This is a genomic window from Candidatus Pelagibacter sp. PS_16 (genome assembly GCF_059417965.1).
In genome coordinates, this window is record NZ_CM182074.1 from 1,292,873 (window position 1) to 1,309,886 (window position 17,014).

Genomic DNA, 17,014 nt, shown 5'->3' on the forward strand with positions numbered 1-17,014 from the left:
TAATTTGATGATTCTACATACTGAAAATATAAATAATAAAGTTAAAAGTGGTCTTTATATTGTATCTACTCCTATTGGGAACTTAAGCGACATCACTTTAAGAGCCCTAGAAGTATTAAAAAAATCAGATTATGTACTGTGTGAGGATACACGTATTTCAAAAAATTTATTAGAACGATATGAAATTAAATCAAAACTTATTGCAAATCATAAATTTAATGAAAAAAAAAATTTATCGAAAGTAATTGATATTTTAAAATCAGGATCGGTCGTTTCTTTGATTTCTGACGCTGGAACTCCATCGATCTCAGATCCAGGAGCTATATTGGTCAACGAATGTGTTGTTAACGAAATAGATATCTTTCCAATTCCGGGTGCGTCTGCTGTTTCTTCTGCAGTTTCCATAAGTGGATTTAATGAAAAATATTTTTTTTATGGTTTTTTTCCAGAGAAAAATAGCAAATTAAGTGAAGATTTCGAAAGGCTTGCAAATTTAGAGTGCTGTATTGTTTTTTTTATTTCTCCACGAAAATTTAATAGATCGATAAAAGATTTAAAACGTTACTTTTCAAATAGAAAAATTTTGGTTTGTAGAGAAATGACCAAATTTTATGAGGAATATATAAGAACAGATGTGGAGACACTTGAACCATTTAAATCTGATCCCAAAGGAGAGTTAACAATTGTTATTTCTGAAAAGGTAAAAGAAAAAAATTCATCGATAATATTAAAAGAATCTGATAAAGTAATTATTCAAAAATTAATTAAAAAACTAAGCATAAAAGATATTACAGATTTAATTAGTCAAAATACGAATGTCTCAAAAAAAGAAATTTACAATTATTGTCTAAAAATAAAAAATGAAAAATAAAATATTTTTAATAAGTTTAATTTTTTTAATCTTAACAGGATGTGTTGGGATTAGCTCAAAAGGAGTTTTTGGAACAGGTGTTAGTGTTGCGTTTGATCCAAGATCTTTAGGGACCCAAATAGACGACTCTGTAATGCAAAAAAATTTAGCTGCAAGATTAGCCCTAAGAGATAAGAACTATATCTTAGCTGTTAGCACAAAAGTTTTAGATGGAAAAATTTTTGTAACAGGAAAAGTCGATGATCCTGAAGAAAAACTTCAAATTACTAAACTTGCATGGGAAACAAAAGGTGCCAGATCAGTTAAAAATGATATTAAATTAAAAGAAGATTTTAATTTCAAACAATCAGCTAAAGATTTGTTAATTACATCCCAACTTCGTACTGCTTTAATATTTAACAAAAAAATTAAAGCAACCAATTATCAAATTGATACTTATAAGAAAAAAATATTTATTTATGGGATTTCTTTAACCACAGAAGAAAGAAAAGAAGTAATAAATGAAGCAAAAGAAATACTAGATGTAGAAGATGTTATTGCAAGTATTGTCTTGGTTGAAGATTTAAGAATTCAAAAAAATTAACTTTTTTTATAATCAATTACATCAGCAGAGTAGGCAGCAACTGAAGCTAAATTTATGATTTCTGAAGTAGATGACCTTAAAGGAGCTATTTCAATGGGTTGACCCAATCCAATTAAAAGAGGGCCAATAACTTTTGTATCACCTAAGCTTTTCATCATTTTATAAGAAATAGCAGCACTGTGCTGACCTGGCATTATTAATATATTTGCATTTCCCACAATACTTGAGAAAGGATATAATTCTTTGTATTCTTCATTTAAGGCAACATCTGGCTGCATGTCCCCATCAAAATCAAAATCTACATTTTTATCTTTTAAAATTTCAACAGCTTTTTTTATATGTTTAGTTCTACTTGTTAGAGGTTGACCAAAAGTAGAGTGAGAAACAAAAGCAACTTTTGGAACAAAGCCAAACATTTTAACTACTCTAGCTGATGAAATTGCAATTTCTGCAAGCTCCTCTGAACTTGGATATTCATTTACACTCGTGTCTCCAACAAAAATAGTTTTTCCTTTAGCAACAACCATATTTAATCCAAACATGATTTCACCTGGTCTAGCATCTACAACTTGTGTAACTTTATCAAAAGAAGCTCCAAATCTTCTAGTATTTCCAGTGACAGCACCATCTGCATCACCACAAGCAACCATACAAGATGCCCATATAACCCTATCATTTCTAACTAATCTATCACAATCTCTTTCCAAAAGACCTTTCTCTCTTTGCAATTTTTCAAATAAAAAGTTTACGTACTTCTCTCTTTTTGTTGTGTCTTCAGAATTAACTATTTCGATATCAAAATTTTCATTGTAGCCAATTTCTTTTATTCTTTCTTTAATTTTATTTTTTTTACCAATTAAAATTGGTGTACCTAATTTAGAATTTTTAAATGCAATTGCCGCCTTAAGAGTGTTTTCGTCTTCTCCATCTGCAAAAACAATTCTCTTTTGATTTTTTTTGATATGAGAGTTAATACCTTGCATAATAGTTACTGAGGGATCTAGCCTTTGTTTGAGTTGGTCTCTATAAGCCTCAAAATCTTTTATAGGTTTTTTTGCAACACCACTATCCATAGCAGCTTTTGCAACAGCTGCAGGAATTACACTAATCAGTCTTGGATCAAACGTGGATGGAATTATATAATCCTTTCCATATTTAGGACGATCTCCTCCCATTGCGGCAACAACTTCATCTGGAACATCTTCTCTTGCTAATTTTGCAATTGCGTTTGCAGCTGCAACCTTCATTTCTTCATTAATAGTTGTAGCTCTTACGTCTAATGCTCCTCTAAAAATATAAGGAAAACCAATTAAATTGTTTACTTGATTGGGATAATCAGATCTTCCAGTTGCAATAATGGCATCATCTCTAACTTCCATTATTTCTTCAGGTGTTATTTCAGGATCAGGATTTGCGCAGGCAAAAATTATTGGGTTCTTGGCCATAGTTTTTACTAACTCTTTTTTCAAAGCTCCTTTGGCAGATAATCCTAAAAATACGTCAGCTCCATTTATAGCTTCTTCTAAAGTTCTTTTTTTAGTTTCTACTGCATGGGCAGATTTCCACTGGTCCATTCCCTCAGTTCTGCCTCTATAGACCACTCCTTTACGATCAAGCATGATTACATTTTCACTAGGTACACCACTATTTTTAAATAAATTTGTACAAGCAATTGCTGATGCACCTGCTCCATTTACAACAACTTTAATGTCTTTTATTGATTTGCCACTAATATCTAGGGCATTAATTAATGCAGCTGTAGTTATTATTGCTGTTCCATGTTGATCGTCATGAAAAACTGGAATATCTAAAATTTCTTTTAATTTTTCTTCAATTATAAAACAATCGGGAGCTGCGATATCTTCTAAGTTAATACCACCAAAACTGCATGCAAAGTTTTTAATACTATTAATAATTTCATCAGAATCTTGTGAGTCAATTTCTAAGTCAATAGAATCTATATCGGCAAATCTTTTAAATAAAACTGCCTTTCCCTCCATAACAGGTTTAGATGCAAGTGCTCCTAAATTACCCATTCCTAAAATAGCTGAGCCATTACTTATCACTGCAACTAAATTTCCTTTAGATGTATAATCGTATGCTGTTTCTGGATCGTCAGCGATTGCTTGAACTGGAACTGCAACACCAGGAGAATAAGCTAATGCCAAATCCCTCTTAGTTGTCATTGGTTTTGAAGAATTTATTTCTAATTTTCCTGGCTTATTTAAGCTGTGGAATTCTAGAGCTTCTTTATCAGTATAATGATCTATTTTAGTTTTTTTCATTTATGTTAATTAGATATACAAATGGAGCAAATTTAAGACTAATATGATTTATGAACCTTATTAAGTCAACAAGCACGTTTAGCTTTTTCACAATAATTAGTAGGTTACTGGGCTATTTAAGAGATATTTTAATAGCAGTATTCCTTGGAACTGGAATTTTGGCAGATGCTTTCTTTGTGGCATTTAGAATTCCTAATACTTTTAGAAGATTATTTTCTGAAGGAACATTTAATGCAGCTTTTGTTCCAAGCTACTCATCATTATTGAATAATAAAAAAAAAGCACAAAACTTTGCTAATAGTATTTTTAATCTACTCTCCCTAGGCCTAATAGTTTTAGTTTTGATTGTAGAGATATGGATGCCTTTATTTGTTTATCTAATTGCACCAGGTTTTGAAGGCGATTATGATAAAATGGAACTAGCTATAACCTTAACAAGAATTACCTTCCCATTTTTAATTTTTATAAGTTTAGCATCATTTTTTTCTGCAATTTTAAATTCACATAATAAATTTGCAATAGCGTCCGCTGCTCCAATTATTTTAAATATACTTTTAATTGGAGTTTTGTTATTTGCAAAAATATTAGACGATAATCTTGTTTATTATTTATCTTATGCTGTAACCATTTCAGGTGGTGTACAATTTATTTTTCTATATTTTTTTGTAAAAAAAAATTTTTCACCTAAGATTAAATTTAAAATTAACATTGATAAAAAAATTAAAAACTTTTTTAAAAAATTATTACCTAGTATTTTTTCATCAGGTGTTACTCAAATAAATATTTTAGTAGGAACAATTATTGCATCTTTTCAAGCTGGCGCGGTTTCTTACCTTTATTATGCTGATAGAGTTTATCAAATAAATTTAGCCATTGCTGGAATTGCAATTGGTACAGTTATTTTACCCCAACTATCCAAATATGTTAAAAGTCAAAATAAAGATAAAATAAACTTAATTCAAAATAAAGCTTTAGAACTTAGTCTATTCTTGAGTATCCCAGCAACAGTTGCATTATTAATTGCCTCAGAAGAAATTATTTCTTCATTATTTGGCTATGGTTCTTTTGATGAGTTAAGTGTTAAGAATTCAGCAAAAGCTCTATTTTATTTTGCAATTGGTTTGCCTGCTTTTTCATTAATAAAAGTTTTTTCGACATTTTTTTTCGCAAGACATAATACAAAAATACCGTTTTATATTTCATTATTATCTGTTTTATTAAATATATTTATAAGTGTTATCTTTTTTAAACAAATTGGTTTTATAATCATACCAATCGCAACTACCATTTCATCTTGGTTTAATGCATTGCTATTGTTTATCTTTTTAAAAAAAGAAAGTTTTTTCAATTTTAATCATATCTTTATAGATAGATTAATTAAAATTTTAACAACATCAGTGATTATGGGAATATTTTTTAACTATATAATTTATTTTTTTAATAATGAATTATCCTATCAAGAAAATTTTAAAGCGATCTATTTAGTGGGTGCTGTTATTACTGGTCTTATATTTTATTTTTTCATTGCAGTTTTAATCAAGGCTTTTAAAAGAACAGATATTAATTTAAACTATTGATATGATTAAAAAAATTTTTTCTGGAGTACAACCTACTGGTAACCTACATTTAGGAAACTATCTTGGAGCAATTAAAAATTTTGTAAAACTCCAAAATGAAAAAGAAAATGACTGTATTTTTTGTGTAGTTGACCTTCATGCAATTACAGTAAAACAAGATCCTAAGGAACTAAAAAAGAATATAAGAGAAACCGCAGCAACATTTATTGCAAGTGGAATAGATCCCAACAAAAGTATAATTTTTAATCAATCAATGGTTCCGGCTCACTCTGAAGCCGCATGGATATTGAGTTGTGTTTCAAGAATTGGTTGGCTTAATAGAATGACTCAGTTTAAGGAAAAAGCTGGAAAAGATAAGGAAAAAGCTAGTATTGGTCTTTACTCCTATCCTGTATTAATGGCTGCTGATATTCTGCTGTATGACGCAACCCATGTTCCTGTTGGTGATGATCAAAAACAACACTTAGAACTTTGTAGAGATATAGCACAAAAATTTAATAACGATTTTAATGCAACAGATTTTTTAAAAGTTCCAGAGCCCTTAATACAGAAAGAGTTTTCTAGAATAATGAGTCTTAAAGATGGTTTAAAAAAAATGAGCAAATCAGATCCTTCAGATTTGAGCAGAATTAATCTTACAGATAATAGCGAAGAGATATTAAATAAAATTAAAAAAGCAAAAACGGATCCTTTGCCACTTCCTTCAGATATTAAAGATTTAAACGAAAGACCAGAAGCTGAAAATTTATTAGGGATCTATTCAAGTTTAAAAAATCAAAATTTAGAAAAATCTATTATTGAATTTAAAGGAAAAAATTTTTCAGAGTTTAAGGAGAAGTTATCAGAGACTTTAATTGAAACTATTGACCCAATCTCAAAAGAAATAAAAAAACTATTAAATGATGAAGGTTATTTAGATAAAATTCTTTTAGAAGGTTCTAATAAAGCTAATAAAATTGCTTCAAAAAAAATAAAAGAAATTAAAGATTTAGTAGGTTTTTAATAAGATTATATTAATTAGTTTAAATTTTCTCAGTAATCATTATATATAAAAAGATGTTTATTCAAACCGAAGTAACACCAAACCCAAATTCACTAAAGTTTCTGCCTGGAAAAACAGTTTCCAATAATGGCTCATTTGAAGTGATAAAAAAAGAAGAAACTGACAATGAATTAGTAAGAAATATTTTATCAATTAATGGGGTTACAGGCGTATTTTTAGGAGAAGATTTTATATCTATAAATAAAAATGAAGAAGTAAATTGGGAAGATATTAAACATATAGCTATTTCACTGATTAATGATTTTTATTCTACAGGAAAAGAATTTGTAATTGCCAATGAGTTACTTGGAGAAAAAAAAGAGGAACACACTGAAATCGAAAAGCAAATTATAAGTATCTTAGAATCAAAGATTAGACCTGCTGTTGCAAAAGATGGTGGTGATATTAAATTTAAAGAATTTAAAGATGGAATTGTTAAGGTAGAATTACAAGGAAGCTGTTCTGGCTGTCCCAGCTCGACAATGACCTTAAAACAAGGAGTGCAAAATCTTTTATGTCACTATTTGCCTGAGGTTAAAGAAGTGGTTGCAATATAGTTATGAGAAAAAAAATAATTATTAGAAAAAAACTTACATCTTTTTTTGAAACTGCAAAAGATTTAAAAAAAAAAAATAAACTAGAAGCACAAAAAAGTGGACTAGATAATCTTTCAAGAACTTTTTTATCAAGTTTAATCATTATATCGATTTTTTTTATAGCTCCATTAGCCATGAATCTTACAAAAGAAAAAATGATATTTTCTAAGGATTATGAAAATAATTCAAAGAATAATTTAAAAAAATTATTAGAAAACAAAACAACAAAACTAGATGAACAATTAAATAAAAAGTTTTTATATGAAGATGTTTTAACATTCGATGAACAGCCCTCAGATGCCATACTATTAAGTGCTGCAACAATTGAAGAACTTTTTAAATCAACAAATTATAATTTAAAAGATGTTAGAGAAAATAAATTAGTAAAGCCTATAAATTTAGATCTATTACCAAAAGAAATTGGAAAAATAGAAAATACTAAAAAAAGAAAAGAATTATTCATTCAGATAATTTTGCCTTTAGTCATTGATGAAAATAATAGTATTAAACTAGATAGAATAAAGCTCTTTAGTATTTTAAATAAAAGCAAAAATACAAAGACAGAACAAGAGTGGTTAAACATAAAATTTAAACAATATGGAGTTGTAAACAAAGATTTATCTACATTGAAAATTAGAATGGATGAAGTGCCCGTTTCAATGGCAATCGCTCAAGCTGCAAAGGAAACTGGTTGGGGAACATCAAGGTTTGCTCAAGAGGGAAATGCATTGTTTGGTCAGTGGACGTGGAGTGGTGAAGGAATAAAACCAGCCGATGCAGAAGATGATAGTACACATAAAGTTATGAGATTTAAGGTTTTGCAGGCGTCTGTAAAAGCATATCAAAGAAATTTAAACACACACTCGTCTTATAAAGATTTTAGAAGTGCAAGAGCAGAATTGAGAGATGAAGGAAAAGAATTAGACAGTATGATTCTTACCGAATACTTAGATAAATATGCAGAGACAGGAAAAGAGTATGTTAAAATTTTACAACAAATTATTAGACAAAATGATTTAACAGATTTTGATGATGCAAAGTTATTACCATCTAGCAAAGATTTAGAAAGTTTAATTTAATTTTGATTCACTGAAAATTGAACGCCGAACCATCTCCATATTCCATCATCATTAAGTGAACAATTAACTCTACCTCTTCTGAATGTGAATTTTTCTCTAAAATTTATGTTTAGTATATTTTTATTAAAAGTAATATTTGACTTATCCCATCCACTACCCTCATCAGAGAAACAATTAATATTTTCTATATTTTTTTGATTTTCAAAAAATTCAACAGATAGTTTTGGTGGATTGTTATTGATAATATACTTATCTTTAGGGTTTAAAGATTTGTATGGAAGTGGACCAAGATTAATCAAAAATTTAAACCTTTCTAAGTCACCATATTTTTCATTAATTGGGAATCTGGGTAATTCATGAGGATCTTTATTAATATCAATGACGCCAGAATGTTGTCCAAAAGCAAAATCAAAATTTTTGGAAATAAAATCTTTAATAGTTTTGCTATATTCACCAAATGGGTATGAAAAAAAGATTGGGTTATAACCTAAGTTCTGATTAAAAATTTCAATTGAAGTATTAATATCAGCCAAAAAATTTTTTGTTTCTAGATCAACCAGGTAATTATGAGAATGTGAATGATTGCCAATGTAAGCATATGGCTCTTTTTCTACTTCTTGTATTTGTTGCCAACTCATATAGCCAGTTTTACCTACGGTTTCAGTTGAAACAAATAAAATAAAAGGAATTTTCTCTCTTTTCAAATATGGCCACGCAATTTTATAAAATGATAAGAAAGCATCATCTACAGTGATAAGTATTTCTTTTTTATTTTTTGGAAAATTAAATTCTTTTTGTAAATATTGTGGATCAAAAAATTTATAATTTGAGGTATTGATTATAGACATTTGTTCTTTGAAAATATCCATTTGTATATTTGTTGAAGGATACTTATTTTCATCAAATCGGTGATACATCAAAGAAAGAATGCCACTATCTTCAGAATAATATTTGATATTATTTTCTTCTGCTTTAGAATTGATAGCAAATAACATTATTATAATGAAAAATTTAATAGTAGATGCCACAAGAGATAAAATTTTTTTAACACTCATAGTTAGTGAAAATATTTATACTTGTACTCATGAAAATAGTAAAATTAATTTTGAAAAATTAATGATCTTAATTAATGATTTTTTAAAGGTAAATTCCTCTACTTTAGATCAAATTGATATTATTTATGTTAACAGAGGACCTGGCAGTTTTGCAGGAATTAGAAATTCATTAGCGACGATTAAAGCTTTATTTCTAACAAAAAAAATCAATTATTATTGTTTTAGTTTTGAAGATTTTAAAGGATTTAAAGAAGTTAAGTATGAAGAAGTCCCTAGTTTATGTGAAAAATTTAAAATTAAAAAGAATTTGATTAATCCTATTTATTTAAGTTAAAATTAAAAAATGTCAGAAAATATTGAACAAAAATGTTTAGCTAAAGGAGTTAAACTAACGGATCAAAGAAAAATTATCGCAAAAGTAATGTCAGAGTCTAATGACCATCCAGATGTAGATGAACTATATAATAGAGTTTCAAAGATTGATCCAAAAATAAGTATTGCCACAGTATATAGAACAGTAAAACTTTTTGAGGAGTCTGGAATTTTAGCTAAACATGATTTTAAAGGAGGCAAAGCTAGATACGAGGAATTAAATGAAGGACATCATGATCATTTAATTGATGTTAAATCAGGAGAAATTATTGAATTTGTGGATGAAGAGATAGAAAAGCTACAAGAAAAAATTGCTGATAAATACGGTTATCGATTGGTTGATCACAAATTAGAATTATATGGGGTTAAAAAAAAATCCTAACACAATGTTAAAAAAAATTTTTATTAAAACTTTTGGTTGTCAAATGAATGAATACGATTCAAATCGTATATTTGATACTGTAAAAAAAATAGGCTTTGAAAAAACTGAAAAATATGAGGATGCAAATTGTTATCTTTTAAACACCTGTCATATTCGTGATAAAGCAAAAGAAAAAGTTTACCATGAAATAGGAAGAGTCAAAAAAATTTTTAGAGAGAAAAAAAAACCAATTGTAGTTGTTGCTGGTTGTGTTGCTCAAGCTGAAAATCAAGAAATGTTAAAAAGAGAACCTTATATTGATATTGTAATTGGTCCACAGTCTTACCATAAAATAAATGAGGCAATATTAAATCATTTAAAAAACAAAAAAAAAGAGGAAGAAACAGAATTTGATACAATTTCTAAATTTAATTATTTAAGTCAGATTAAAAATAAAGACAGTAAAGTCTCTTCATTTTTAACAATCCAAGAAGGTTGTGATAAATTCTGTCATTTTTGTGTAGTGCCTTATACTCGTGGACCAGAATACTCCAGACCTTTTGACCAAATCATAAATGAAGCAAAAGAATTGGTTCAAAGTGGTGCAAAAGAAATTATCTTGTTAGGTCAAAATGTAAACGCATACAGTTATGATGAGGAAGGTAAAAAATATAGACTATCAGATTTGTTAATCAAGCTTGATAGCTTTGATAAACTTGAAAGAATTCGATACACAACATCTCATCCCAAGGATATGACAGATGATTTGATTAATGTTTATAAGACATCATCTAAACTGATGCCCCTTGTACATTTACCAGTACAAAGTGGATCAAATAAAATTTTAAATCTAATGAATAGAAAACACACCATTGAAGAATACCTGCTAGTTTATGAAAAATTAAGGAAGATTAACCCAAAAATTGAGTTTTCTAGTGATTTTATTATTGGATACCCAGAAGAAGATGAGCAAGATTTTAAAATGACAATGGAACTAATTGAAAAAGTAAAATTTATCAACTCTTATTCGTTTATTTTTAGCCCAAGACCAGGAACCGTTGCTGCAAATTTAACACTCGTGGATCAAAAAAAATCTAAACAAAGATTAGAGATAATTCAGGAGAAATTATTTAATAACCAAATAAAAAAAAATAAATCTTTAGAAAATAAAATTTTAAATGTTCTAGTAGAAAATAAAATGAAAGATGGGATTAAGTTATTTGGAAGAACAGAATATATGACATCAGTAATTTTTGATGGCAATATAGAAAATATTGGAAAACTTGTGCAGGTCGAAATAATAAGTAGTAATCAAAATAGTCTTTTTGGAAAATTAACTGAAAGCTCTAAAAAAAAGGTAGCTTAAAATTGAATAATACAGTTTCAAAAAAAATTAATTCAACATTAAAATTTGTATACTCTGATAATAACTCTTTAAGCGTTATCTTTCATGATAATGATTTATTAATGGGAGTTGTTGGTGAGTTTAATGAAAATTTAAAAGAACTTGAAAAAATTACTAATACAAATCTTTATTCAAGGGGAAATTCTATTTTAATAAAATCAACCCCAGAACAAAATGAAATTACAAAAAATGCTATTCAATTTCTTGCAAATCAATTTATTAACAATGGCAGTATTGAGAAAAAAGATATAATCTCATCTATAGATAAATTTATGATTGAAGAAAAAGTAAAAAATCAAAATGTTTCTGATATAATTAAAACACCAAAAAAATCTGTTATCCCTAGATCAGAGAGACAAAAAGAATATGTTAGAGCTTTAAGACAAAGTGATATTGTCATATCTGCAGGACCTGCAGGGACAGGTAAAACTTTTTTAGCAGTAGCAGTTGGATTAACTATGTTGCTTGATAAAAAAATTGAAAGAATTATTCTATCAAGACCAGCAGTAGAAGCTGGTGAGAGACTTGGTTTTTTACCAGGAGATATGAAGGAGAAAGTAGATCCTTATTTAAGGCCTCTATATGATTCTCTCTATGATTTATTTGATTTCGAAAAAATACAGAGAATGATTGAAATTGGTGATATTGAAATAGCACCACTTGCTTTCATGAGAGGAAGAACGTTAAAGAATTCTTTTGCAATTTTAGATGAAGCCCAAAATGCAACAGATACTCAAATTAAGATGTTTTTAACACGTATAGGTGAGAATTCTAAAATTGTTATAAATGGTGATCCTTCTCAAATAGATCTTCCAAATAAAAACATGTCAGGCCTAAGTAGATCTAAGAAATTACTTGGGCACTTAAAAGAAATTTCTGTTGTAGATTTTGATCATTCAGATGTGGTGAGACATCCTTTGGTATCTAAGATTGTAAAAGCGTACTCTGACCAAGAAAATGATTAAAATTGATGTAGTTTCGGAGTGCACTCTCTGGAGCAAAAAAATCAAAAGAAATAAAACTTTTTTTAATTCTATTCTAAAATTTTTTCCAAAAAAATATAAATTTATTGGTAAAAAAATAAATCTAACAATTTTACTTTCAAATAATAAGAATATTAAAAAGCTTAATAAAGATTTTAGAAATAAAAATAAACCTACAGATGTATTATCATTTCCATTTGAGAAAAAATTTAACCCAAAAAAATCAAATTATCTTGGTGATATAGTAATTAGCTATGAGTTTATGAATAAACCAAAAAATATAAGCATTTTAGAGTTTAAACAAAAAGTCGTTAAAATTTTTATTCATGGATTTCTTCATTTATTAGGACACGATCATATAAAACTAAAAGATTTTAAAAAAATGATTAAAGAAGAAGATTTAATTTATAAATTCATCAAAACAAAAGTTGCTTAACTTGCTTAAAAAAAATTTTTTAAACATATTATATGTATTTTTTTTAGGTGCTATCAGCTCTTACAGCTTGCCACCTTATAATTATTTTATAATTAATTTTTTTACTTTTTCGTTATTTTTTATTTTTCTTTTTACACAAAAAAAAAATAATCCAAATAATAAATCTTTCTTTAAATATGGATGGTTTTTTGGTTTTGGTTATTTTTTATGTAGTTTATATTGGATTGCAATTTCCTTAACTTTTGATGAAAGCTTTAAATTTTTAATACCAATAGCTATAGTTTTATTTCCTGCTTTTCTTGCAATATTTTATGGATTAATAACTTATTTGTTTTCTGTTTTTTATTCTAGAGATGTTGTTAGTACATTTTTTATTTTTTCAATTTTATTTGGATCTATTGAATTTATTAGAGGGTCCATTCTTACTGGTTTTCCATGGAATTTAATTGCTTTTAGTTTTTCAGAAAGTATTTATTTTATTCAAATTCTTTCAGTAATTGGGACTTATTCTTTCAATTTAATTTGTATATCTTTGTTTACTGTTCCAGCTGTATTTATCTTAAGAAAAACCAGAAAAGAAATTATTGTCTGTTTTTTCTTTATAATAATTTCTGTAGGTTTTTTAGTTTTTGGCAATTTAAAATATAATCAATTTAATACTACAGCTGATATTAAAAATAATTTTACAATAAGAGCCGTATCACCCAATATTAGTTTAGACCGATTTTATTCAAAGCAGGATGAATTAAAGATAATACAAGAACTAATTACCTTGAGTAGTCCAGAAAAAAAAGAGCCAATGATTTTTTTATGGCCTGAAGGAATTATTCCAGACAGTTATTTAAGAGATATGGATATATATAAGGAATTATTTTCAAATAGTTTTTCGAGTGATGATTTAATTATCATGGGTCTAAATAGTGTAAAAATTAAAAATAGTGAAAATTTATTTTTTAATTCAATGGCGATTTTTAATAATAAATTGGATTTAATTCATAGTTATAACAAAATTAATTTAGTGCCATTTGGAGAGTTTACTCCATTTGAATCAGTTCTTAGTTTAATAGGACTTAAAACAGTAACCAATGATTACCAATCTTTTTCAAAAGGTGAGAACCAAAAAGCACTTTTAATAAAAAATGACAAGATAGAATTAAAATTACTTCCCTTAATCTGTTATGAAATTATTTATTCAAATAGATTATTTAAAGACAAAAATTTTGATTATATAATCAATATTTCAGAAGATGGGTGGTTTGGAAATTCTATTGGCCCAAAGCAACATTTTGCACACAGTATCTTTAGATCAATTGAAAGTGGAAAATATGTAATTAGATCAGCAAACAATGGAATATCTGCCATTGTTAATCCAATAGGTATTATAGAAAAAAAAGTTGAGTTTGGCACTATTGGATATGTTGATTTTAAAGAGAGTAAAATCCTTAAATCTACACCTTATATGAATTATGGGGATAAGATATTTTTTATACTTATTTTATTATATATTTTTTTAATTTTTTCATTTAAGAAAATTACACATGAGTAATTTAAAAAATTTTTTATTTACAAGCGAGTCTGTTTCTGAAGGACATCCAGACAAAGTGTCAGATCGTATTTCTGATATGGTTGTGGATAGCTTTCTTTCAGGTGATCCTTTTTCAAGAGTAGCATGTGAAACTTTAACCACTACAAATAAAGTTGTTTTAGCTGGAGAAGTAAGAGGACCAAGCATCAAAGAAGAAGATCTTATTCAAAAAGTAAGAGAATGCATCAAGGATATAGGGTACGATCAAGATGGTTTTACTTGGAGAGAAGCTACAAAAATAGAAAGCCACCTTCACGCACAATCTGCTGATATAGCGATGGGTGTGGACTCATCAAGTAATAAAGATGAGGGAGCAGGTGACCAAGGAATAATGTTTGGTTATGCTTGTAACGAAACTGAAGAATTAATGCCAGCACCAATTCATTATTCTCATAAGATTTTGAGATTAATGGCGGAAGATCGAAAATCTGGAAAATTAAAAAATATTGAGCCAGATTCAAAAAGTCAAGTCACGTTTGAGTATGAAGATGGAAAACCAACCAAAGTAAAATCAGTTGTTATATCTTCACAGCACTCAGCAGATGTAGATCAAGCTAAAGTTAGAGAATTATTAAAACCTTATTTATTAAAATCAATTCCAGAAAAGTTTTTGAAAGATTTTAATGAAGAAGAATTATATATAAACCCAACCGGAAATTTTGTAATTGGTGGCCCAGATGGGGATTGTGGCTTAACAGGTAGAAAAATTATTGTAGATACTTATGGTGGAGCAGCACCTCATGGTGGAGGAGCTTTCTCTGGTAAAGATCCAACTAAAGTTGATAGATCAGCTGCTTATGCAGCAAGATATATTGCTAAAAATATTGTTGCATCTAACATTGCTGAAAAATGTTTAATTCAATTAGCATACGCAATTGGAGTTTCTAAACCTTTATCAATTTATGTAGATTTATTTGATAATGATTTAGAAAAAAATAAATTTGTAACAGAAAAAATCTCAGAAAATTTTGATTTAAGCCCAAGAGGTATAAGAGAAATGCTTGGCCTAAATAAACCTATTTATGAAAAAACAGCAGCTTATGGTCATTTTGGAAGAGTGCCTGAAGCTAACGGCTCATTTTCATGGGAAAAAACTGATAAAAAAGACGTTTTTTCTAAATAGTTGCTATTGAATTAAAAAAAAATCTTTATATATTGCCCTTACATTATTGAAATTACAGAATGGGCTTTAGCCCATTTTTTTTTGGAGCTAATAAACTTATGTTAAATAGAAGATCAGATAAATTAGAATTATTAAGAATTGCTGAAGCAGTTGCTTTGGAAAAGTCTATAGATAAAGAATTAATTATAGATTCCATGGAAACGGGAATTGCAAAAGCTGCCAAATCAAAATTTGGACAGGACAATGAAATTAAAGTTTTAATAGACAGAGAAAGTGGTGATATTGGAATTTTCAGAAAATTAATTGTTGTAGAAAAACCAGAAAATACAAATACAGAAATTAATCTTCAAGATGCAATCATTTTAAATGAAGCAAACAAAGATAAAAAAATTGGTGACGAAATTTTACAACCGCTTCCCTCTTTTGATTTTGGAAGAATAGCTGCACAAACAGCAAAACAAGTTATTAGTTTTAATGTAAGAGAAGCAGAACGTGAAAGACAATACAATGATTTTATAGATAAAAAAGACTCAATTCTAAGTGGAATTGTTAAACGTCTAGAGTTTGGAAATGTGATAGTTGATTTAGGTAGAACTGAAGCAATTATTCAAAAAAATGAAATGATCCCTAGAGAAAACATTAAAGCTGGAGATAGAGTTAAAGCTTACTGTTATGATGTTAAAAGAGAAGCTAGAGGACAACAAATATTTTTATCAAGAGCACATCCAAAATTTATGGAAAAATTATTTGTTCAAGAGGTTCCTGAAATTTATGATGGTTTAATTGAAATTAAATCATCAGCAAGAGATCCTGGAAGTAGAGCAAAAATCTGTGTTAAAGCAGTTGATACTTCATTAGATCCAGTAGGAGCTTGTGTTGGAATGAGAGGATCAAGAGTCCAAGCAGTGGTTAACGAATTACAAGGTGAAAAAATTGATATTGTTAATTGGTCTGAAGATCCAGCAATAGTAGTTTCAAATGCATTGTCACCGGCTGAAGTTCAAAGAGTGAACGTTGATAGTGTTGCAAAAAAATTAGATGTAATTTTAACAGAAGAAAATTTAAGTAAAGCAATTGGTCGTAGAGGTCAAAACGTAAGACTTGCTACTAAATTATTAAATTACGAAATTAATATAATGACTGATGCAGAAGATTCAGAAAGAAGACAATCTGAATTTAAAGAAAAAACTGAAAACTTTGTTAAAAATTTAGAGCTGGATGAAACATTAGGACAATTACTTGTTGCTGAAGGTTTTTCTTCAATCTCAGATATTAAAGATAGTTCACCAGAAAATTTAATGAAAATTGAAGGTATAGAGGAAGACACTGCCAAGGCTTTGATTGAAAGAGCAAAAGAGTTTTACCAAAAAGATCAAGAAGATATTACTCAAAGAATTAAAGATTTGGGACTTCAAGATGATCTTATAAATCACAAAGGACTGACTCCTGGAATGTTAGTTACTTTAGGAGAACAAAAGATTTTAAAATTAGAAGATTTTGCAGACCTTGCCTCTGATGAATTAACAGGTGGTTATGATGTTGTAAAAGGTGAAAGAATTAAGATTCAAGGATACCTTGAAGATTTTGCTTTATCAAAAACAGAAGCAGATGAATTAATTATGTCCGCAAGAAGCATAATTTACAAAGATTGAGTAATGAAA

16 protein-coding genes are annotated in these 17,014 nt (G+C 28.2%); 14 read left to right on the forward strand and 2 right to left on the reverse strand.

The annotated features are described in order from the left end of the window. Positions 1-7: 7 nt before the first annotated feature. On the forward strand, positions 8-871 hold the full coding sequence (gene rsmI / locus AC5SL0_RS06840) for a 16S rRNA (cytidine(1402)-2'-O)-methyltransferase (RefSeq protein WP_271615904.1): 864 nt from the start codon (positions 8-10) through the stop codon (positions 869-871). Continuing rightward, on the forward strand, positions 861-1,454 hold the full coding sequence (locus tag AC5SL0_RS06845) for a BON domain-containing protein (protein WP_271615905.1): 594 nt from the start codon (positions 861-863) through the stop codon (positions 1,452-1,454). The genes rsmI and AC5SL0_RS06845 overlap by 11 nt, the downstream gene beginning before the upstream one ends. On the opposite strand, the gene AC5SL0_RS06850 is transcribed toward AC5SL0_RS06845, so the two are convergent. Next, entirely contained in the window at positions 1,451-3,739 is a 2,289-nt protein-coding gene (locus AC5SL0_RS06850) for an NADP-dependent malic enzyme (RefSeq protein WP_494618237.1), read from the reverse strand. The two genes, AC5SL0_RS06845 and AC5SL0_RS06850, sit on opposite strands and share 4 nt — an antisense overlap. 50 nt (positions 3,740-3,789) lie before the next feature. Here AC5SL0_RS06850 and murJ point away from each other — a divergent pair, with 50 nt between their 5' ends. The 4 genes from murJ to AC5SL0_RS06870 are packed head-to-tail and all read left to right on the forward strand — an operon-like array spanning position 3,790 to position 8,033. Continuing rightward, a complete protein-coding gene (gene murJ / locus AC5SL0_RS06855) occupies positions 3,790-5,316 on the forward strand; it encodes a murein biosynthesis integral membrane protein MurJ (protein ID WP_494618239.1) in 1,527 nt (508 codons plus the stop codon). A gap of 1 nt (position 5,317) precedes the next feature. Beyond that, positions 5,318-6,319, forward strand: coding sequence for a tryptophan--tRNA ligase (trpS, locus tag AC5SL0_RS06860; protein ID WP_494618241.1), 1,002 nt, complete (start codon positions 5,318-5,320; stop codon positions 6,317-6,319). 53 nt (positions 6,320-6,372) lie between these two features. Then, a complete protein-coding gene (locus tag AC5SL0_RS06865) occupies positions 6,373-6,915 on the forward strand; it encodes a NifU family protein (RefSeq protein WP_006997529.1) in 543 nt (180 codons plus the stop codon). 2 nt (positions 6,916-6,917) lie between these two features. Further along, positions 6,918-8,033, forward strand: coding sequence for a glucosaminidase domain-containing protein (locus AC5SL0_RS06870; protein WP_494618243.1), 1,116 nt, complete (start codon positions 6,918-6,920; stop codon positions 8,031-8,033). Here AC5SL0_RS06870 and AC5SL0_RS06875 read toward each other — a convergent pair. Further along, positions 8,030-9,028 (reverse strand): polysaccharide deacetylase family protein, encoded by a 999-nt coding sequence (locus AC5SL0_RS06875; protein ID WP_271741212.1) that lies wholly within the window; start codon positions 9,026-9,028, stop codon positions 8,030-8,032. The two genes, AC5SL0_RS06870 and AC5SL0_RS06875, sit on opposite strands and share 4 nt — an antisense overlap. A 7-nt stretch (positions 9,029-9,035) precedes the next feature. Between AC5SL0_RS06875 and AC5SL0_RS06880 the strand changes: the two genes are divergently transcribed. The 8 genes from AC5SL0_RS06880 to nusA all read left to right on the forward strand — a co-directional run bounded on the left by AC5SL0_RS06880 (position 9,036) and on the right by nusA (position 17,005). Next, the gene (locus AC5SL0_RS06880; protein WP_006997526.1) at positions 9,036-9,422 is read left to right on the forward strand and encodes a peptidase M22; all 387 of its coding nucleotides are present in this window, start codon (positions 9,036-9,038) and stop codon (positions 9,420-9,422) included. A 9-nt stretch (positions 9,423-9,431) separates the two neighbouring features. Then, positions 9,432-9,842 carry a Fur family transcriptional regulator gene (locus tag AC5SL0_RS06885; protein WP_006997525.1) on the forward strand — a complete coding sequence of 137 codons (411 nt, stop codon included), beginning with the start codon at positions 9,432-9,434 and terminating at the stop codon, positions 9,840-9,842. Then, positions 9,820-11,187: a tRNA (N6-isopentenyl adenosine(37)-C2)-methylthiotransferase MiaB gene (miaB, locus tag AC5SL0_RS06890; RefSeq protein WP_041185770.1), complete on the forward strand. Its 1,368-nt coding sequence runs from the start codon at positions 9,820-9,822 to the stop codon at positions 11,185-11,187. The genes AC5SL0_RS06885 and miaB overlap by 23 nt, the downstream gene beginning before the upstream one ends. Before the next feature lie 2 nt (positions 11,188-11,189). Continuing rightward, positions 11,190-12,191 (forward strand): PhoH family protein, encoded by a 1,002-nt coding sequence (locus AC5SL0_RS06895; RefSeq protein ID WP_011281670.1) that lies wholly within the window; start codon positions 11,190-11,192, stop codon positions 12,189-12,191. Continuing rightward, on the forward strand, positions 12,184-12,645 hold the full coding sequence (gene ybeY / locus AC5SL0_RS06900; RefSeq protein ID WP_011281671.1) for an rRNA maturation RNase YbeY: 462 nt from the start codon (positions 12,184-12,186) through the stop codon (positions 12,643-12,645). Before AC5SL0_RS06895 ends, ybeY begins: the two co-directional genes overlap by 8 nt. Position 12,646: 1 nt before the next feature. Continuing rightward, positions 12,647-14,191 carry an apolipoprotein N-acyltransferase gene (gene lnt / locus AC5SL0_RS06905; protein ID WP_494618244.1) on the forward strand — a complete coding sequence of 515 codons (1,545 nt, stop codon included), beginning with the start codon at positions 12,647-12,649 and terminating at the stop codon, positions 14,189-14,191. Beyond that, the gene (metK, locus tag AC5SL0_RS06910) at positions 14,184-15,353 is read left to right on the forward strand and encodes a methionine adenosyltransferase (RefSeq protein WP_494587325.1); all 1,170 of its coding nucleotides are present in this window, start codon (positions 14,184-14,186) and stop codon (positions 15,351-15,353) included. Before lnt ends, metK begins: the two co-directional genes overlap by 8 nt. Before the next feature lie 98 nt (positions 15,354-15,451). Next, positions 15,452-17,005, forward strand: a complete 1,554-nt coding sequence (nusA, locus tag AC5SL0_RS06915) for a transcription termination factor NusA (RefSeq protein ID WP_011281673.1) — start codon at positions 15,452-15,454, stop codon at positions 17,003-17,005. Positions 17,006-17,014: the final 9 nt, after the last annotated feature.